The 18,691-nt window shown below is 58.5% G+C and carries 15 protein-coding genes; 5 read left to right on the top strand and 10 right to left on the bottom strand.

Annotated features, from left to right (window positions below; translation table 11 throughout):
• The first annotated feature begins 214 nt into the window (after positions 1-214).
• From ACP7E4_RS00965 to ACP7E4_RS00950, 4 genes are all read left to right on the top strand, one after another.
• A complete protein-coding gene (locus ACP7E4_RS00965) occupies positions 215-1,552 on the top strand; it encodes an MFS transporter (protein WP_426110809.1) in 1,338 nt (445 codons plus the stop codon).
• On the top strand, positions 1,533-2,462 hold the full coding sequence (locus tag ACP7E4_RS00960; RefSeq protein WP_426110807.1) for a 2-hydroxyacid dehydrogenase: 930 nt from the start codon (positions 1,533-1,535) through the stop codon (positions 2,460-2,462). Before ACP7E4_RS00965 ends, ACP7E4_RS00960 begins: the two co-directional genes overlap by 20 nt.
• Before the next feature lie 189 nt (positions 2,463-2,651).
• The gene (locus ACP7E4_RS00955; RefSeq protein WP_426110805.1) at positions 2,652-5,549 is read left to right on the top strand and encodes a sensor domain-containing phosphodiesterase; all 2,898 of its coding nucleotides are present in this window, start codon (positions 2,652-2,654) and stop codon (positions 5,547-5,549) included.
• Between the two features lie 171 nt (positions 5,550-5,720).
• Positions 5,721-6,278, top strand: coding sequence for a hypothetical protein (locus tag ACP7E4_RS00950; RefSeq protein ID WP_426110803.1), 558 nt, complete (start codon positions 5,721-5,723; stop codon positions 6,276-6,278).
• Between the two features lie 145 nt (positions 6,279-6,423).
• Here the strand turns inward: ACP7E4_RS00950 and ACP7E4_RS00945 are convergent, their stop codons facing one another.
• The 8 genes from ACP7E4_RS00945 to ACP7E4_RS00910 all read right to left on the bottom strand — a co-directional run bounded on the left by ACP7E4_RS00945 (position 6,424) and on the right by ACP7E4_RS00910 (position 15,860).
• Positions 6,424-7,362: a carbohydrate kinase family protein gene (locus ACP7E4_RS00945; RefSeq protein ID WP_426110801.1), complete on the bottom strand. Its 939-nt coding sequence runs from the start codon at positions 7,360-7,362 to the stop codon at positions 6,424-6,426.
• Between the two features lie 32 nt (positions 7,363-7,394).
• Positions 7,395-8,876, bottom strand: coding sequence for a xylulokinase (gene xylB / locus ACP7E4_RS00940; RefSeq protein ID WP_426110799.1), 1,482 nt, complete (start codon positions 8,874-8,876; stop codon positions 7,395-7,397).
• A gap of 7 nt (positions 8,877-8,883) precedes the next feature.
• Positions 8,884-10,368, bottom strand: a complete 1,485-nt coding sequence (locus ACP7E4_RS00935; protein ID WP_426110797.1) for a mannitol dehydrogenase family protein — start codon at positions 10,366-10,368, stop codon at positions 8,884-8,886.
• Between the two features lie 18 nt (positions 10,369-10,386).
• On the bottom strand, positions 10,387-11,490 hold the full coding sequence (locus ACP7E4_RS00930) for an ABC transporter ATP-binding protein (protein WP_426110795.1): 1,104 nt from the start codon (positions 11,488-11,490) through the stop codon (positions 10,387-10,389).
• A gap of 57 nt (positions 11,491-11,547) precedes the next feature.
• Positions 11,548-12,381, bottom strand: a complete 834-nt coding sequence (locus tag ACP7E4_RS00925; RefSeq protein ID WP_426110793.1) for a carbohydrate ABC transporter permease — start codon at positions 12,379-12,381, stop codon at positions 11,548-11,550.
• Positions 12,382-12,391: 10 nt separating this feature from the next.
• Positions 12,392-13,300 (bottom strand): carbohydrate ABC transporter permease, encoded by a 909-nt coding sequence (locus ACP7E4_RS00920; RefSeq protein WP_426111489.1) that lies wholly within the window; start codon positions 13,298-13,300, stop codon positions 12,392-12,394.
• 103 nt (positions 13,301-13,403) lie between these two features.
• Positions 13,404-14,714: an ABC transporter substrate-binding protein gene (locus tag ACP7E4_RS00915; protein WP_426110791.1), complete on the bottom strand. Its 1,311-nt coding sequence runs from the start codon at positions 14,712-14,714 to the stop codon at positions 13,404-13,406.
• A gap of 240 nt (positions 14,715-14,954) precedes the next feature.
• Positions 14,955-15,860, bottom strand: coding sequence for an AraC family transcriptional regulator (locus ACP7E4_RS00910; protein ID WP_426110789.1), 906 nt, complete (start codon positions 15,858-15,860; stop codon positions 14,955-14,957).
• Between the two features lie 88 nt (positions 15,861-15,948).
• Between ACP7E4_RS00910 and cobF the strand changes: the two genes are divergently transcribed.
• The gene (cobF, locus tag ACP7E4_RS00905) at positions 15,949-16,707 is read left to right on the top strand and encodes a precorrin-6A synthase (deacetylating) (RefSeq protein ID WP_426110787.1); all 759 of its coding nucleotides are present in this window, start codon (positions 15,949-15,951) and stop codon (positions 16,705-16,707) included.
• Positions 16,708-16,988: 281 nt separating this feature from the next.
• On the opposite strand, the gene ACP7E4_RS00900 is transcribed toward cobF, so the two are convergent.
• Together ACP7E4_RS00900 and ACP7E4_RS00895 are read right to left on the bottom strand one after the other, a co-directional pair.
• On the bottom strand, positions 16,989-18,314 hold the full coding sequence (locus ACP7E4_RS00900; protein WP_426110785.1) for a glycosyltransferase: 1,326 nt from the start codon (positions 18,312-18,314) through the stop codon (positions 16,989-16,991).
• A complete protein-coding gene (locus tag ACP7E4_RS00895; protein ID WP_426110783.1) occupies positions 18,301-18,660 on the bottom strand; it encodes a response regulator in 360 nt (119 codons plus the stop codon). The genes ACP7E4_RS00900 and ACP7E4_RS00895 overlap by 14 nt, the downstream gene beginning before the upstream one ends.
• Positions 18,661-18,691: the final 31 nt, after the last annotated feature.

The following is an 18,691-nucleotide window of genomic DNA, read 5'->3' as shown; positions in this document are numbered from 1 at the left end:
AGGGTATTTACCTGTGAGTCGGTCAAGGAAATCGGAGCTTACACCCAATAACAAATCCTGCCATAAATCACATCCCATATAATGGGATATGAATTCATATATTGAAATAAATAAACATCTCGTCTAAGGTCGCTTGCAACGGATTTCGCCGACTGGTGCCTTCAAGGCCAGCGGTCCCGACAATAAAGACAAAAAAAACAACAGAGGGCTGTTTATGTCCAATCCCATCGAGACTGGCCTGCATGCCAGCACCATCGGAAGACTCAACTTGAAGTTGATTCCATTTCTGATGCTGCTCTACATGGTCGCTTACATCGACAAATCGAATATCTCCGTCGCTGCACTGCAGATGAACGCTGACCTGGGCCTGACCGCACGCATGTACGGGCTGGGCGTAGGACTGTTCTTCCTCACCTACATTTTGCTCGAAGTGCCCAGCAGCCTGATCCTGACCAAGGTCGGCGCGCGCCGCTGGATCGCCAGGATCATGATTACCTGGGGCATCGTCGCCGCAGGGATGTGCCTGGTGCAGACCGCCAATCAGCTGTACGTCATGCGCCTGTTGCTGGGCGCCGCGGAAGCTGGCTTCACGCCCGGTATCATCTATTACCTGTCTCAGTGGTACCCGAAGACTGATCGCGCCAGAGCCATGTCGTTCTTCTACATTGGCGCGGCGTTGGCCTCGGTAATCGGCTTGCCGCTGTCCGGCGCGTTCCTGCACATGGACGGGATCTTGGGTGTCAGCGGCTGGCGTTGGCTGTTTCTGCTTGAGGGTATTCCGGCGGTCATACTCGGCATTGTTGTGCTGCGTTATCTCCCGGACTCGCCGGAAAGCACTCATTGGCTGGATGCGGCGCAGAAAAAATGGCTCGCGCGCACGATTGCCGCTGAGCAGGCCACGACGCCGATTTCTCATAAGGACGCCTGGCACGTCGCGTTCCGCAATCGCCGGGTCTGGTTACTCAGCCTGTTCTGGCTGCTCCAGGCGTTTGGCACCATCGGTATTACGCTGTTTCTGCCGCTGATCGTACAGTCGGTATCGAAGCAGGGCTCCTTCACCGTGAGTGTCATGTCGGCACTGCCATTCTTCGTCGCCTGTATTTTCATGTATCTCAACGGGCGTCATTCCGACAAATCCAATGAGCGCGGCTGGCATTTGGGCGGGCCGTTGCTGGGTGCCGGGGTGTTGCTGGCTTTGGCGGTGTTCAGCGGCAATCAATGGCTTTCCTACGGGATGCTGGTCCTGGCCGTGGGCCTCAACTGGGCGGCGACGCCAGTGTTCTGGGCAACCACCACTGAATACCTCTCCGGTCCGGCGGCAGCGGTTTCCATTGCGTTGATCAACTCCATTGCCAACCTGGCTGGCCTGGGCCTGCCGCCTGCGATGGGCTGGATCAAAGACGTCACCGACAACTACGACTATGCCTTGCTGCTGGTTGCCGGCGCATTGCTGGCCGGCGGTGTTCTGGGGATTTATCTCGGAACGGGGAAAACCCCTACGGTTGCTCAACCTGTTATTCAAGGGAATGTTGATGAAATCTCACGTGCTTAAAATCGCCCGGTTGCCGGAATTGTTGACTCAGCGTTTGCACGTCGAGTACCAAGTGACCGACGCCACGGAAAACCCTGCAGAGCTGCCCGCCAGCGCATTGGGTGTTCGCGCGCTGTTGGCCAATGGTGAGTCCCGGGTTAGCCGCGAGTTGATTGAAAAGCTGCCCTTGCTGGAAATTATCGTGGTATTCGGCGTGGGTTACGACGGCGTGGATGTCCAGGCCGCCAGGGAGCGGGGCATCCGTGTGACGCATACGCCGGATGTGCTTACCGACGATGTCGCGGATTTCGCCATGGCCTTGTTGCTGGGCATCGGCCGCCGCACCGCCGACGCTGACCGCTTCGTCCGTGCCGGTGCCTGGGCGGACGGGCCGTTTCCGTTTACCCGGAAGGTCAGCGGTGCCCGACTGGGCATCATTGGTCTGGGCCGTATCGGCAAGGCAATCGCGCGTCGTGCAGCGGGGTTCGACATGCGCATCGCTTACACCGGTCGCAAGCCTCAGGACGTGCCTTATGATTTTTTTGCCTCGGTCATCGACCTCGCTGCGGCAGTGGATTTCCTGGTGATCGCAGTCGGCGGCGGTGAAGAGACTTTGCATCTGGTCGACACTGATGTGCTCAATGCCTTGGGCCCGCAAGGCATTTTGATCAACGTCGGTCGCGGCAGTGTAATCGATGAAGGCGCGTTGGCCGCCGCGCTTCGGGACAAGCGCATCTATGCGGCGGGGCTGGACGTTTTCGAGAACGAGCCGCGGGTTCATCCGGATCTGCTGGGGCTGGATAACGTATTGCTGACCCCACATATGGCCAGCGCCACTCAGGATACCCGCCAGGCAATGGCCGATCTGACGTTGAGCAACCTGGCAGCGTATTTCGCGGGAGAAGCGTTGCCGACGCCCATTCCGGAATAACAGCTAAAGCCCAACTGCAGTCTGACAACCACCGACGCCATCCATGCTCATTTACGACATTGTTTTGCCCGTCAGTGATAAAGAAGTGAAATAACTCAATTTTCTTATAGGTCAATCGAATATCCCGCTTGCGCCGCCCAACACCCGCCGCGAATATAAGCCCTTGCGGTTTCTGGTTTTGGAGCTTTCATGAATGTACCTCCCTTGGCCCATGACCAGAGACGTCCCGACCATGGCAAAGGTGCAGCAGCGGAATTGATTGCGAGCATGGAAGCGTTAACTCTCCCAGCGAGTCAGGCCACTATCGAGACGCTGCTCCTGGCTGCCAAGAGTCAGGTGCCTGATGTCGCCTGGGCCGTCTACGGTGCTGGCGAAACAATGTATCTGTTGGGCCATGGATCGGCGTTGCCTGCGCCCGATTGGCCTGCAAGTATTGCGGCCGACCAGCTTGAGGCGCTGTGCCGGACTCAGCGATTGCACCGTTGGCCGGCCGGCAGGGGTGAAGAGGCGCTGGGCTGGCTGTTGGCACCGCAGGCGCAGTGTGCTAGTCCGGAACTGGCCACTTTGGCGTTGCAGGTTGGTTATCAATTGCAGACCCAGGCGCTGGCGCGCGCGCAGATCACCCAGCGAGTGCTGTACGAAATCACTTATCTGGCCAGTACCACCCGACATCGCGGCGCGTTTCTGGAGGGCGTACACAAAGAACTCGCCACGCTTATCGACGCTGAAAACTTTTACCTGGCCCTTTACGATGCGGGCACCGGCAAAATCACCTATCCCTATTACGTCGATATCACCGATGTCGATGCTCTTGAGCCTGAAGCGCACGAATATCTGGACCCGACGCAGCTTTCGATGACTGGTTATGTCTTGACCCGTGGCCAACCGCTGTTTGTCGATGCTGCGGATATCGAGCGTGCCCGCCAAGAGGAGAAGTTTTTCTGCCTTGGCCATCGACCCGAGTTCTGGATGGGCGCGCCGCTCAAAAATGCGTCCGACGATGTCTTCGGCATGCTGGCCATGCAGGTTTACGACGTGTCGCGGGTCTACAGCGCAGAAGATCGGGTGCTGTTCCAGGCAGTCGCGCGTCATGTGGCCATGGCGCTGGATCGTATTCTGCACCGCGCCGACCTTGAGCGAACCGTGCTGCTGCGCACGCAGGAGCTGTCCGCGCTCAACGCCGCGCTGCGTCAGGAAGTGGTGGACCGTGAACGCGCCGAACATTTGCAGAGCGCGTTGTTTCAGATTGCCGAGCTATCGAGTCAGCCGGGCGACATGGCCGAGTTGTTTCACAGCCTGCATTTGATTGTCGGCGAGTTGCTGGTTGCCCTGAACTTCTATATTGCGCTGTACGACACCGCCACCTGCGAAGTGACCTTTCCCTATTACGTTGATGAGCGATTGACCAAGCGGCCGTCGCCCCGGCGGGGCCAGCGTGGCTATACCGAATATGTGATCCGTCAACGGCGCGCCTGCCTTATCGATAGTGACGATGCGCTGCGTCTTGAAGCAATTGGCGAGATCGAAATAGGCAACGAAGACAATCGTTCATGCTCCTGGTTGGGAATTCCGTTGTTCGAGGGAGATGACGTACGTGGTGTGCTCGCCGTGCAGAGTTATTCGCCGCTGGTGAGCTATTCATTGCGCGATCAGGAGTTGCTGACCTTTGTTTCGCGTCATATCGACACTGCGCTGTCGCGGCGCAGTGCCGCCGAAGCGGTGCACACCGACAACCTGCGCCTGGAGGCCAGGGTTCGCGACCGCACCCGCGAGCTCGATCAGGTCAATGCCAGGTTGCAGCACGAGAACTCTCACGATTCCCTGACGGGCCTGCCTAACCGCAGCCATCTACAGCAACGCCTGCATGCCGCCTGGCAGGATTTCCGTGACCACGGCCAGCCGATGGTGGTGATGTTCATCGACCTGGACCGCTTCAAGCTGGTCAACGACAGCCTCGGTCATCATTTCGGTGACTTGCTGCTGACCCAGGCAGCGGACCGTCTGCGCAGTTGCATGCGTGACAGCGACTTGCTGGCGCGATTGGGTGGCGACGAGTTTGCCGTGCTGGCGGTCAGCGCAACGCTGGATATGGCCGTGGGTATTGCGCAACGAATCCTCCAGGCTTTCGATCTGCCATTTCGTGTGGACGCGCATGCGGTATTTTCATCGTGCAGCATCGGCATCGTCGGTGCCGACAGTCAATTCCATCACGAGCCCACGGATCTGCTGCGCGACGCTGATGTGGCCATGTACCGGGTCAAGAATGGCGGGCGTGACAGTTACGCAGTGTTCAATCAGGAGCTGCGCCGGGAAGTCTCCGATCAGGTCGAGCAGGAAGGCGCGCTGCGCAATGCGCTCAAGCGCACTGACGAGCTGATTCCGTATTTCCAGCCGATCATCGGTATTGAAACCGGCAAAGTGTTGGCCCTCGAAGCACTCATTCGCTGGCGCCAGCCTGACGGCCGAGTGGTCGCTCCTGGTCATTTCCTGCCGGCACTTGAAGGCTTGCGGCTGATCGGGCGGCTGGATCAATACATGTTGCAGTGCGTCATCGCCATCCTGGCGCAGCCGGCCAATAGTCATTGGCCGACCGTCCACGTGAACTGCTCCAGCTACAGCATTACCCGCCCCGAGTTTGCCGGGGAGCTGCTGGACATGTTGCAACGCTACCAGGTGGCTCCGTCGAGAATTTGCCTGGAGCTGACTGAAGGCGCGCTGGTTGCCGAGCCGGAACTCGCCCGGCAATCCATGAAACAGTTGGCGGACCACGGCATGTCAGTGGTACTGGACGATTTCGGCGCTGGCTTCTCGTCGCTCAGCTACGTGCATCAGTATCATTTCAGCGGCTTGAAAATCGACAAGTCGTTCATTCTAGAACTCACCACCAGTGCGCGTAGCCGGGCTATCGTGCGGGCCATTGTGCGCATGGCGCAGTCTCTGGATTTGACTGTTGTGGCGGAAGGCGTCGAGGACGAAGCGACCCTCGACCTGTTGCGTGAAATCGGTGCAGGTCAGGCGCAGGGGTATTACTTCTCCGTACCTTTGCCACAGGAGCAATTGTTCCTGAGTGATGATTTCGTCCAGTGACCTCTGCGGCATTGCGCTGCCACTTGCGGTTGCCCTTTGCCGCTCGGCCTGACCCAAATGCCGTAGGCGCGGCATTGAAGCCCCCGTAATCAAAGGCCTGTAGCGAGGATTATGAAGTGGCACTGGTTTTGCTGCGTTATACGTACTGCACTTTGCAGCAGGAGGTGAGCGATGAATACAGCCAGCATCAGCACGCTCCATCATTTGGTATCACAAGTGGTGGGGCGCAAGACCCAGGAGGACGTGTCCAAGGACGCATTCGCCGTCCCGGTCGCAGCGGCCAGTCCGGTTCCGGCCGTGGACGCAGTCAGCGAAAACACCAGCGACAGCAGCAAGGATTCAACCTTCGACGAAGCGTTCGCCAAGTTGTTGGTGAACTTGAAGGCGTCGACTCAAGCGGCGGATGCGCAAGCCGCATTCACGCCTATTGCCGTTGATACCAGCATTGCCGCCAGGGATTCAGCCGTGACCAGTGAGGCCGATGTGGCTGCAGCGACGTCTTCGACTTCCTCGGCGCAACAGCAGTTCATGGACTTCATGAATCTCTCGCCTGCCGAGCAGATGCGCGAGAAGCTGACAGGGGTGAGCAAGGAAGAGTACGAAGCCATGTCGCCGGAACAGAAACTGTCCGTCGACAACAAGCTTCAAGCTGCATTGAAAGAACAGCAACAGACAGCGACTGCCGATATCAACGGCAAGATTCTGGCGGCCAGGTTGGCGTTGGTTTAAAGCGTTTCTGAACAAACGCAGGCTCGTTGGAGCGAGGCTTGCTGTGGGACCGGCTTTAGCCGGGAAGGCAATTGACGCCTTCACGACTAAAGTTGCTCCTACGGCCGATTCGCGGGCAAGCCTCGCTCCAACGGCTCCTGTGTCGCTAACCCAACTGCTGCCGATACGGCAAATCCGGGCCGACCTTGGTGCAGGTCAGCGCTGCGGCTTTCACTGCAAACCTGAGCATCTCATCCAGGGTTTCCCGAGATAACGACGGCAAACTGGCCGGGCTGTCGAGTTGGCGTTCGGTGAGGAACGTTATCAAGGCTGCCTGAAAGGTGTCGCCCGCGCCGACGGTGTCGGCAGTAATCACTGTCTCTGCCGGAATCGACCAACTGCCGTGCTGGCGGGTGAAGATGCTCGCGCCTTGGGTGCCGCGCGTCAGGACGACCAGTTGGCAGCGCTTGGCGAGCCAGCTTTGCGCGATGTCTTCAGGGCTGCGTCCTGGATAGAGCAGCGCCAGGTCTTCGTCGCTGACCTTGATAATGTGCGCATGCTCGGCAAAGGTGCTGATCTGTTCGCGCCAGCGAGTGATGTCAGGGGCGGGATTGAGGCGCACGTTAGGGTCCAGCGTAATCAAGCGTTGGTCACTTTCGCGTGCAACCAGCGCCAGCAAGGTGTCGGCTATCGGCTGAACCACCAGTGAAAACGAGCCCACGTGTATGCCGCGTACCTCGTCGCTCAGTTCCGGTAGATCCCCGAGTCGTAATTGTCGGTCTGCGCAGCCTTCGCCACGAAAGCTGTAGTGGGGCGAGCCGTCGGCACCCACGGCAACCATGGCCAGCGTCGTAGGTGCATCGAAATTCACCAGATAGTCGGCACGTACGCCTTCTTCATCCAGAACGGTGCGCAGCCGCCGGCCAAGATAGTCCGTTGACAGTCCGGCAAAGAAACCGGAGTCCACACCCAGCCTGCGCAAGCCGACGGCGACGTTGAACGGCGAACCTCCAGCAATCGCCTGAAAGCCCAGTGTGTTGCTCTTGCCAGCGCTGCCTGGCTGGCTGAAAAAATCGAACAGCGCTTCGCCACAAACCAGATACATAGGTGCTCCCTGAAAATAGTGCGCCAGCGCCGTCAACCGACCTGCAGCTGGCTGCGATAGCGCTCATAGACGCGTTGATAAGCCGCGACATTTTGCTCGTGTGGACGGGTTTCACTGGCCGAATCCAGGCTGACGCAGCGCACGCACAGTTGTTCGAGACTTTCTTCGCCGTGGGTCGCTCGGGAAAAGCACCAGGCCGCCTGAATCGCCGCCCCGAGTGCAGCCGCCTCGCTGTGTTCGGTGCAGATGACCGGAGTGTTCATGATGTCCGCGACGATCTGCCGCCACACGGCGCTTTTCGCGCCGCCGCCGATCAGCCGAATGTTCTCACTGCGGATGCCGCTGGCGCGCAACAGGTCCAGGCCGTAACGCAAGCCGAATGTGGTGCCTTCAACCACGGCGCGACTGAGATTGGCCCGGGTCAGGTTGGTGCTGTCCAGACCCAGAATGCTGCCGGTGGCGTGGGGCAGGGCGGGCACGCGCTCGCCGTTGAGGAACGGCAGCATCAGCACACCTTCGGCGCCGATTGGTGCCTGGCTGACCGCCTCGTTGAAGGCTGCGATATCCAGCCCCAACAGTTCGCGAATGGCGCTGCTGGCATTGGTCAGATTCATGGTGCAAATCAGCGGTAGCCAGCCGCCGGATGACGAACAGAACGTCGCGACTGAAGGCTGTTCGCTGACCGTTGGCTGCTCGGCGAAGGCGTAGACGGTGCCGGACGAGCCGAGGCTCATGGTGATCGCGCCTGGTTGAATGTTGCCGGTGCCAATGGCGCCCATCATGTTGTCGCCGCCGCCGCTGGAAACCAGCGCCGAGGGGTTCAGCTCCAGCAACTGCGCGATGTGCGGCAAGATCTGTCCGACCGGTTGCTGCGCTTCCAGCAACTCGGGCAATGCCCGGCACAAGCGGCCGCTGGGGTCGATGTGTTCCAGCAGCGGCAAATCCCAGTCCCGGGTGCGTACGTTGAAATAGCCAGTACCCGATGCGTCGCCGTATTCGCTGCAGCAACGGCCGGTCAGCCAGTAGTTGAGGTAGTCATGGGGCAACAGAATCTTGTCTATTTGCTCAAAGACGCCGGGATGTTGTTCCAGCGTCCACAACAATTTGGACACCGTATAACCCGGCGCAATGGCAACTCCTAGGCGCGCCAGCGAGCCGCTTTCGCCGCCAAGGTACTCCAGCAGTCGGTCGTTTTCCGACGCGGTTTCGGTGTCGCACCAGAGTTTGGCCGGGCGCAACACCTGACCCTGGCGGTCGAGCAGCACCAGGCCATGTTGCTGACCGGAAACGCCGATCCCCTGAATCTCGGCACCGGAAATGCCAGCCTGGATCAGTGCGTCCCGGGTCGCTTGTTCAAAAGCCCCGAGCCATTGCTGCACGTCCTGTTCGCGGCGCCCGTTGGCGCCGCTGATCATGCTGTGGGCCGCAGAACCCTGGCCCAACACCTTGCCGCTGGCGGCGTCGAGCACAATCGCCTTGGTACCTTGGGTGCCGCAATCGATTCCGAGAAACATAGGCGCCTCAGACAGTTTTGGCCAACAGGTTTTCCAGAGTCTTGCTGACCCCCAGTTCCTTCAGGCAGTTGAGATTGTGCTCGAAAGCAGCAACGAACTCGGCGGACTGCGGGATGGCATTGCCGAAGATTTCTTCGACGTCCAGCAAGCGCTGAGTGATCAAGACGTCATCGGCCACCAGCGCCTTGCAGAACTCGGCACGGGGATCGACAACGGCATAAGGCACGCCATTTTCACCTTCGCTGCGTTGCAAATACACGGCCCAGGCCGCGACCACCAATGACGCCCGCTCAAGGTTGCCTTGATCGAGAATCAGGCGATTGATGGTCGGCACGGTGAACTTGGGGAATTTCGACGAGCCGTCGGAGCAAACCCGCTCCAGCTGGTCGGCAATCGCCTGATTGGAAAAGCGCTCGATCAAAGTGTCTTTGTAGCCTTCCAGATCGATCCCGGGGACCGATGCCAGCTGCGGCGTGACATCCAGGTCCATATAAGTGCGGATGTACTGCACGAACAGCGGGTCGTTCATGGTTTCGTGAACGAAGCGATAACCTTTGAGCGCGCCCAGATACGTCAGCGCCAGATGGCTGCCGTTGAGCAACTTGATCTTCATTTCTTCGTAGGGCGTCACGTCATCAGTGAACTGCACGCCGACCTTTTCCCAGGCTGGACGCCCGTCCACGAACTTGTCTTCCAGCACCCATTGCACGAAGGGTTCGCACACCACGGGCCACGCGTCGTCGATGCCTTTGTCATCCGCCAGCTGCAAACGATGCGCTGAGCTGGTCATCGGCGTAATGCGGTCGACCATCGCGTTGGGGAAACTCACCTGTTCGGCGATCCAGTCGTGGAGATCCGCATCGCGTAGCGCGGCAAATGCCAGCAGCGCCTTGCGCGCCACCGCGCCGTTGTGCGGCAGGTTATCGCAAGACATTACGGTGAAGGCGGGCGTGCCGCTGGCGCGGCGCTTGCCCAAGGCCGCGCAAAGCAGGCCGAAGACAGTTTTCGGCTGCTCCGGGTTGGCGAGGTCGTACTGAATCTGCGGCAAATGGGCCATGAACTCGCCATTGCTGTCGTCGATGCAATAGCCGCCTTCGGTGATGGTCAGCGAGACGATGCGGATCTGCGGGCTGGCGAGTTTGTCGATCAAGGCCTGGATGCCGTCTTCGGCCAGCAACATGCCGCTGATGGCACCGATCACGCGGGTTTCGGTATCCGGGGTGTCGCCCAGTTCGTATAGCGTGTATAGAAAATCCTGATCGACCAGCGCGTCATGCACCGTTCGATCTTCCGGACGCAGGCCAATGCCGCAGATGCTCCAGTCGTGGCCTTCGCCGGTGTTCATCAAGGCATCGGTATAAAACGCCTGATGCGCCCGATGGAAACCGCCGACGCCGATATGGGCAATGCCCTGCCGTGTCGCAACCGGAGAGTAGGCCGGAAGGGCAATGGTTTCGCCCAGTTGGGACAGGTTCTGCTTGTTTAGTTTCATGGTAGCGATCTCTAAGACTTAGGCGGCGACCTGCAAGGCTTTGGCTATCACCAGACCCTGGGCGTCGAACAAATGACAGTGCGCGCTATCCAGATGCAGATTGAGCGTCTCGCCATACTGGCTGGCCAGGTCGCCACGAATACGCATGGTCAGCATCTCGCCAGCGTGCGTGCGCACATGGCAATAGGTGTCGCTGCCCAGCCGTTCGCTGACATCGGCGATTACCTGCAACTGGCAATCACCTTCCTTGGCGAGATTCAGGTGTTCCGGGCGGATGCCCAGGGTCACCGGATTGCCCACGCTCATGTGCACATTGGAGAACGGCAGGCTGATGCGCGTGCCGGCGTCCAGTTCCACTTCGCAGCCATTGGCCTCGACACGGCTGACCTTGCCCTTGAGGAAGCCCATTTTCGGCGTGCCGAGAAAACCGGCGACAAACAGATTGGCCGGGTGGTGATACAACTCCAGCGGCGAGCCGACCTGCTCGACCTTGCCACCGTTGAGCACCACCACCTTGTCGGCCAGGGTCATGGCCTCCACTTGATCGTGGGTCACGTAGATCATCGTTGCTTGCAGCTCTTTATGCAGGCGCGACAATTCCAGGCGGGTCTGCACCCGCAAGGCGGCGTCGAGGTTGGACAGCGGTTCGTCAAACAGAAAAATTTTCGGGTTGCGCACGATGGCGCGGCCGATGGCAACGCGTTGACGCTGGCCGCCAGAGAGTTGCTTGGGTTTGCGCTCCAGCAGCGGGCCGAGTTCGAGAATGCGCGCGGCTTCGTCGACTTTGCGTTTGATCTCGGCCTTGTCGCCACCCGCCAGGTCCAGGGCGAACGACAGGTTCTTGCCCACGGTCATGTGCGGATACAGGGCGTAGGTCTGGAACACCATGGCCAGGTCGCGTTTGGCCGGGGTCACCTGAGTGATATCACGTCCATCCAGTTCGATGGTCCCGGAAGTAACGTCTTCCAGACCGGCGATCAAACGCAGCAGTGTGGATTTGCCGCAGCCAGACGGACCGACGAAGACTACGAACTCACGGTCGTTCACGTCCAGGTCGATGCCCTTGATGATTTGGTGGCCGTCGAAGCCTTTTTGCAGATTTCTGATGCTGAGGTTAGCCATGGTGGCCTCCGTTCTTGTTCTTGTTCTTGAAATGCGTGGAATTCAGGTTGGAACTGCTCATTTGACGGCCCCGAACGACAGGCCGCGCACCAGTTGTTTCTGGCTGATCCAGCCGAAGATCAGGATCGGCGCGCAGGCCAGGGTCGACACCGCCGAAAGCTTGGCCCAGAACAACCCTTCGGGGCTGGAATAGGAGGCGATCAATGCGGTCAACGGCGCGGCGTTCGATGAGGTCAGGTTCAGCGACCAGAAGGCTTCGTTCCAGCACAGGATCAGCGACAACAGTGCCGTAGAGGCCAGGCCACCTTTGCAGATCGGGATCAGCACCTTGAAGATTTCCTGACGGGTGCTGGCACCGTCCAGCCTCGACGCTTCGAGGATTTCGCCGGGAATGTCCTTGAAATAGGTATAAATCATCCAGACCACGATGGGCAGGTTGATCAGGGTGTAGATCACGATCAACGCGATGCGCGAGTCCAGCAGGCCAAAGGTCTTGGCCAACAGGTAGATCGGCATCAACACGCCCACCGGCGGCAGCATTTTGGTGGAGAGCATCCACAGCAGCGTGCTCTTGGTGCGCTTGGTTTCAAAGAACGCCATGGAGTAGGCGGCTGGAATTGCGATCAGCATGCACAACGCCGTGGCACTGAAAGAAATCAGCACCGAGTTCCAGGCAAAGTGGAAGTAATCGCTGCGCTCCTGAATGTGCAGATAGTTTTCCAGGGTCGGGGTGAAAATGAACTGCGGCGGTGTGGCGAACGCATCGATCTCGGTCTTGAAACTGGTCAGGACCATCCAGAAGATCGGAAAGAAAATCAGCGCCGCAATGGCCCAGCACAGCGTGCCGAGCAACATGCTTTGCACACGGCGGGATTGTTTGAGCGTCATCATGGCAAGGCCCTCATGACTTGTCGGTGAGGTTTTTGCCGATCATCCGAATCAGGATGATCGCGGCAATGTTGGCAATGACCACGGCAATCAGCCCGCCAGCCGACGCCATGCCCACGTCGAATTGCAGCAGCGCCTGGTTGTAGATCAGGTACGCCAGGTTGGTCGAGGCGAAACCGGGGCCGCCATTGGTGGTGGTGAAGATTTCCGCGAACACCGAAAGCAGGAAGATCGTCTCGATCATCACCACCACGGCAATTGGCCGGGCCAGGTGCGGCAGCGTCAGGTGCCAGAAAATCGCAATGGGGCCGGCACCGTCCAGGCGCGCCGCTTCTTTCTGTTCCTGATCCAGCGATTGCATGGCGGTCATCAGAATCAGGATGGCGAACGGCAGCCATTGCCAGGAGACGATGATGATGATCGACAGCATGGGGAAATGCGCGAGCCAGTCGATGGGCTGGGCGCCAAAGAACTTCCAGACCGCGGCGAGGATGCCGGACACCGGATGGAAAATCAGATTCTTCCAGATCAGTGCGCTGACCGTGGGCATGATGAAAAACGGTGAAATCAACAAGACGCGCACGATGCCCCGGCCGAAAAACTCACTGGCCTCCAGCAATGCCGAAATCAGCACGCCGAGTATCACGCTGATCGCCAACACACTTCCCACCAGCAGTACGGTGTTGGTGGCGCCCGGCAGAAAGCCGCTGTCGGTGACGAAGTATTCGAAGTTTTCCAGACCGACGAATTCGTTCTCGCCGGGGTTGAGCAGGTTATAGCGAATCAGGGAAAAGTAGATGGTCATGCCCAGCGGCACGATCATCCACACCAGCAGCAACAAAACTGAAGGGCTGACCAGAAACCAGCCGGGTTTGGTCAGATGGCTTTTTTTGGTCTGTGGTTGATCGCTGGACGATTCCATGCGCGGACTGGCGGCTGAGGTATTCATGATGGCTCCGAACCTGGGTGCAAAAGTGAGCAGAGTATCGAGGGACAAGCGTCCCCCGACCGATAGTCAGTGACGACTATTTCTTCGGATAAGCCGCTCGCTTCATGTCCCGCTCCGTGGAGGTCTGGGCTGCAGCGAGAGCCGCGTCAACGGAGGTCGTACCCACCAGCGCAGCAGAGAATTGCTGGCCGACTGAAGTCCCGATTGCCTGGAATTCAGGAATGGTCACCAATTGGATGCCCACATAAGGCACGGGCTTGAGCGTTGGTGCTTTAGGTGTGACGGCCTTGAGGGATTCCAGGGTGATTTTCGCGAACGGCGCGGCTTTCATGTACGCGTCGCTGTAAGTGGAAGCCCGGGTGCCCGGCGGTACGTTGGACACGCCATCCTTGTCAGCGACCAGTGCGGCGTATTCCTTGGAAGTCGCCCAGCTGCTGAAGGTCTTGGCATCGGCCTGGTTTTTCGCGCTGGTGGGGATCGCCAGAGCCCAGGAGTACAACCAGGCTGAGCCTTTGTCGGTGACTTCATGGGGGGCGTAGGTAAAGCCGACGTTATCGGCGACCTTGCTTTGGGCCTTGTCGGTGACGAAAGAACCGGCGACGCTGGCGTCCACCCAGATTGCACATTTGCCGCTGTTGAACAGCGCCAGATTTTCATTGAAGCCGTTGCTGGATGCGCCCGGCGGGCCGGACTTCTTCATGGTGTTGACGTAGAAATTCAGCGCGTTCTTCCATTCGGGCTGATCGAATTGCGGTTTCCACTGCTCGTCGAACCAGCGCCCACCAAAGGAGTTGGCGACGGTGCTGATCAGCGCCATGTTCTCGCCCCAGCCCGCCTTGCCCCGCAGGCAGATGCCGTACTGTTCTTTGGATTTGTCGGTCAGTTTGTCGGCGAACTCAGCAATCTGCGTCCAGGTCGGACGCTCCGGCATGGTCAGCCCGGCGGCCTTGAACAGGTCGGTGCGGTAATAGGTCATGGAGCTTTCGGCGTAGAACGGCAGGGCGAACAGCTTGCCATCGACCGACAGACCATCGCGCACAGAAGGGAACACGTCATCCAGCGCGTAGTTGGCCGGCAGGTCCTTCATCTCCTGCAGCCAGCCTTTGGCCCCCCACAGCGAGGCTTCGTACATGCCAATGGTCAGCACGTCGAACTGGCCGCCTTTGGTGGCGATGTCGGTGGTCAGGCGTTGACGCAACACGTTCTCTTCGAGCACGACCCAATTGAGCTTGATGTCCGGATGCTGTGCTTCGAAGGTCTTGGACAGCCGCTGCATGCGGATCATGTCGCTGTTGTTGACGGTTGCGATGGTTACGGTGCCGGCGCTGACCAAGCCGCTGAGCGTCAGGCAGGTGCTTGCAAGTAGCAGTTTTGCTGAGGTCTTCATCGATCACTCCTCTTCCTCGCCCATTGAGCTGCAGAAGGTCGGTTATTGTTTTTGTCTCTTCCGGAGGCAAGGAAGATGTGTACTGATTACAACGGGACGCAGACGCAATGACAAATCCTGCGCCGCACTGCAACTGATACTATTTTGCACTCCGTGAGCGGGACGAAAGCTTTCCCTACCACGCTGCAACAGCCAATAGCGCTGTTTGAGCGTAGACGATGAGGATTGGCGAGGGGTGAATCAGTACAGGTTCTGCTCGGTCAGGCGCTGAACGGCCAGACGGCGATAATGCGAAGGCGTCATGCCTTTGAGCTGCTGAAAGCGTCGGTTGAAGTTGGAAATATTGTTGAAGCCGGATTCGAAACACACATCGGTGACCGGTTTGTCGCCGTCGGCGAGCAGTTCGCAGGATTTGCTGATCCGCAGGCGATTGACGAACTCGACGAAACAGCGCCCGGTTGCCTGTTTGAAGACCCGAGAGAAATACGCGGGCTTCATGCCCAGATAATCGGCGACTTCCTCCAGGGGCAGTTCCCGGGCGTAGTGGGCAAAAATATAGTCAACGGCGCGGTTGGTCCGATCGATACTGTGCTCGTCGGCCATTTGCGCGCAGGTGCTGCCGGACAGCAGCTGGTAATCGTCGCTGGCGGCCAGTAGCTCCAGCAGGATAAAAAAGTGCCCGAGACGGCTGATGCCCTTGGCGTCGGCGATTTTCTGCATCAACTTCATGGCTTGGCGAATGGTGCGTCTGCAGCGGAATTCAATGCCCGATTGTGCGCGTTCCAGCAGGGGCGTCAGGGTTTTGAGTTCGGCGAAGACCTGATTGCCGCTTTCGAACAACTCATCGGTGAAATTCACCAGCATGTCGCGCTTGGGGATGACTTGATCTTCCTCAATCTGGCTGATCCAGTTGTGTGGCAGGTTTGGCCCGGTGAGGAACAGGCTTTCCGGGTAAAAATTACCAATGTAATCGCCGACGAAGACTTTTCCCGAACTGGCAACGATCAGGTGCAGCTCATATTCTTTATGAAAGTGCCAGCGCACCAGCGGACAAGGAAAGCCGTGTTCGCGATAGATAATCGACAACCCGTTGTGATCGTCCATCAGTTCGTAGGAAGGATCGGTGACTCTTGTTGTTTTTGTCATGCGGCGGCCGTTCAAAGAGTTGCCAAGTGACTAATGTGCCTACGCCAGCGGCGCTAGGCAATGCCTGTACATTTGCGGGATGCAAGCAATGAAAACTGTCCTTCTGATCGGCATTGGCGCGGGTCATCCCGAACACATCACTGTTCAGGCCATTAACGCGCTGAATCGGGCCAAGGTGTTTTTCATTCTGGATAAAGGTTATGCCGACGATGACCTGCTCAGGCTGAGAAAGGAGATCTGCCAGCGCTATATTACCGATCCCGATTACCGATTTGTCGTCGTCCAGGACCCGCAGCGTGAAGCCGATCCGCTTTCCTATGAGGCCGGCGTCGAGCGCTGGCACGAGCAGCGTGCGGTGTTGTTCGAGCGTCTGATAGACGATGAACTCAAGGCTGATGAAACGGGCGGGTTTCTGGTGTGGGGCGATCCGTCGATTTACGACAGCACGCTGCGCATCCTTGAGCGAGTGTTGAGCCGAGGACTGATCGAATTCGATTACGCGGTCATTCCGGGCATCTCCAGCGTTCAGGTCCTGGCGGCGCAACACCGCATAGCGCTGAACCGGGTAGGCGAACCTATCCACATCACCACCGGGCGACGCCTGGCAGCGGAGCAGGGGGCGAACGTGGACAACGTGCTGGTGATGCTGGACGCCCATTGCACTTTCGAACGGTTTGTCGGCCAGGGCCTGCATATTTATTGGGGGGCGTATCTGGGCACCGCTGACGAGATTCTTATTGCTGGCGAGCTGGATGACGTCTGCGAACGCATCAAGGACGTCAGGCAGAAGGCGCGTCAGGACAAAGGCTGGATCATGGATACGTATCTGCTGCGTAAGCTGGATTAGCATCTGTTGGAGGGTTGCCCGCGAACGGGGATTTCCAGTCGCCATATGCACTACCAGAACTGACGTATTCGCGGGCAAGCCTCGCTCCAACGGATCTGGACGTACAGCCGATGCATTTGCATCTACTGGAATGCCGTCTTCCCGGATAAATCCGGTCCCACAAAATCAGCGCGATCTAGTGGGACCGGATTCATCCGGGAAGGCGTCGGTTCAGACAATACTTCTGCGGCGCCTGTCAGTTGCCCTCAGACATAGAATCTCCAACGAATATTGGGTGGCATCTACAGCGAACGATTCTTCGCCTCAATCCACTGCGCCATGTACTTGGTGCTTTTGTGGTGATGGTGACGCAGCATCGCACCAGTGAAGTTCGCGGTTCGGTGTTCCTGCAGGTTTTGCCGCAGGTCGGTGATGCGCTCGATCAGACTCGCGCAATGTTGTTGATGCTGATATCGCGCTTCAAGCAGCGCCCAGCCGGCCTGCTGCGCCTCTTGCCATAAACTGCGGTGTTGATACAAACGAATGGCCGCATCGGCAATCGCGGTGGCGCTATTGGCGATCGTGCCCGGCCAGGGCATGTCGCCGTGCATGGCTTCGGCACCGATGGATGTGGTGACGGTTGGTGTTCCGCACAGCATGGCATCGACAATTTTGCCCTTGATGCCCGCGCCGAACCGCAATGGCGCCAGACAGACCCGTGCCGCTGACATCACCTGCAAGGCATCTTCGGCCCAGTTCATGATATGGAAACCCTGAACCGGGTTATGCAGCGCCGTGGCCTTGGGCGGCGTGTAGGCGCCGTAAATGTGCAGTTGGGCCTTGGGCAGTTGCTGGCGGATCAGCGGCCAAACGGAGTTCTTGAGCCACAGCACCGCGTCCCAGTTGGGGGCGTGGCGGAAGTTGCCGATGGTGAGGAAGTTCGCCCGGTCCTCGAACGAGGGCGGCGCAGTGACATTGCCATCAACCATCAGCGGACACCAATGCAGTAACGCCGCCGGCAAACCGAACCTCGCCGTAAGCAGCTGGATTTCCACATCGGAGGTCATCAGGCTCAGATCGCAGCGATAGAGTGCCGCCACTTCCCGTTGCGCCAGGTCACCGGTCGCCATCCCGGAATAAATCGTCGCTTCTGAACAATAAAGATAATCAGTTAAATCATCTGGTTGCGAGCTGTTTTCAAGAAACTGCTTGAGCTGCAAATGACGAGCATTTCGCAGGCTTTGCAGGTCCGAAGTTTCCAGGACGCGCAGGGCATTGGGACACTGCTTTTCGACTCGCCAGCCAAATTGCTCTTCGATCATGAACTGATCGAAAAGCACGATATCCGGGGCCAGTTCACTGACAAATACGTCGAAACTGCTGTTGTTGAGTTCAATACGCACTTGTGCAATGCCAAGCGCTGCAAGATCCGCGACATGCTCGCCCTCTGTCGCAGGACTGGCGAAAGTAATTCGCCAGCCTTGTTCGAGAAAGCACTGGATCAACTGCATCATGTGTCCGCTGGCAGCCGATGAACGTGGCTCCGGCCAGACGTAACCGATAATCAGGACGCTGGTCGGTTCAGCGTTGCGCGCAGCTATCGATTGATGCGTATCAGGCTTGTTCAAGGATGCTTTTAACCTTGTCGCGCAGTTGATCAATGGAAAACGGTTTGCCGATGGAATGCATGCCGGCCGGCACGGAGATATTTTCCGCGTAGCCGCTGGCGAATAGCACGGGCAGCGTCGGGCGTTTTTCACGGGCTTTGACGGCCAGTTCGGTGCCGGTCATGCCAGGCAAGCCTTGGTCGGTCATCATCAGATCGATGGTTTGCGCGGTATCGCCAAGAAACTCCAGCGCCTGTTCTCCGTCCGCAGCCTCCAGCACGCTGTACTCCAGCTCCTCAAGAACGTCGACGATCAGCATGCGCACAATGTTGTCGTCTTCGACGACGAGAATGGTGCTGGCAGACATGATGGGTTTCCTTGAAAAAAAGAAAGTAGTC

Source organism: Pseudomonas sp. DSP3-2-3 (assembly GCF_049898225.1).
Taxonomy (GTDB): Bacteria; Pseudomonadota; Gammaproteobacteria; order Pseudomonadales; family Pseudomonadaceae; genus Aquipseudomonas.
The sequence above is the reverse complement of the archived record's forward strand: the minus strand, read 5'-3'. Positions and strand labels throughout refer to the sequence as shown.

Bases quoted from the DNA above. Each gene is read 5' to 3' on its own strand.
- ACP7E4_RS00965 (WP_426110809.1), top strand. From the start codon at position 215: ATGTCCAATCCCATCGAGACTGGCCTGCATGCCAGCACCATCGGAAGA.
- ACP7E4_RS00960 (WP_426110807.1), top strand. From the start codon at position 1,533: ATGAAATCTCACGTGCTTAAAATCGCCCGGTTGCCGGAATTGTTGACT.
- ACP7E4_RS00955 (WP_426110805.1), top strand. From the start codon at position 2,652: ATGAATGTACCTCCCTTGGCCCATGACCAGAGACGTCCCGACCATGGC.
- ACP7E4_RS00950 (WP_426110803.1), top strand. From the start codon at position 5,721: ATGAATACAGCCAGCATCAGCACGCTCCATCATTTGGTATCACAAGTG.
- ACP7E4_RS00945 (WP_426110801.1), bottom strand. From the start codon at position 7,362: ATGTATCTGGTTTGTGGCGAAGCGCTGTTCGATTTTTTCAGCCAGCCA.
- xylB (WP_426110799.1), bottom strand. From the start codon at position 8,876: ATGTTTCTCGGAATCGATTGCGGCACCCAAGGTACCAAGGCGATTGTG.
- ACP7E4_RS00935 (WP_426110797.1), bottom strand. From the start codon at position 10,368: ATGAAACTAAACAAGCAGAACCTGTCCCAACTGGGCGAAACCATTGCC.
- ACP7E4_RS00930 (WP_426110795.1), bottom strand. From the start codon at position 11,490: ATGGCTAACCTCAGCATCAGAAATCTGCAAAAAGGCTTCGACGGCCAC.
- ACP7E4_RS00925 (WP_426110793.1), bottom strand. From the start codon at position 12,381: ATGATGACGCTCAAACAATCCCGCCGTGTGCAAAGCATGTTGCTCGGC.
- ACP7E4_RS00920 (WP_426111489.1), bottom strand. From the start codon at position 13,300: ATGGAATCGTCCAGCGATCAACCACAGACCAAAAAAAGCCATCTGACC.
- ACP7E4_RS00915 (WP_426110791.1), bottom strand. From the start codon at position 14,714: ATGAAGACCTCAGCAAAACTGCTACTTGCAAGCACCTGCCTGACGCTC.
- ACP7E4_RS00910 (WP_426110789.1), bottom strand. From the start codon at position 15,860: ATGACAAAAACAACAAGAGTCACCGATCCTTCCTACGAACTGATGGAC.
- cobF (WP_426110787.1), top strand. From the start codon at position 15,949: ATGAAAACTGTCCTTCTGATCGGCATTGGCGCGGGTCATCCCGAACAC.
- ACP7E4_RS00895 (WP_426110783.1), bottom strand. From the start codon at position 18,660: ATGTCTGCCAGCACCATTCTCGTCGTCGAAGACGACAACATTGTGCGC.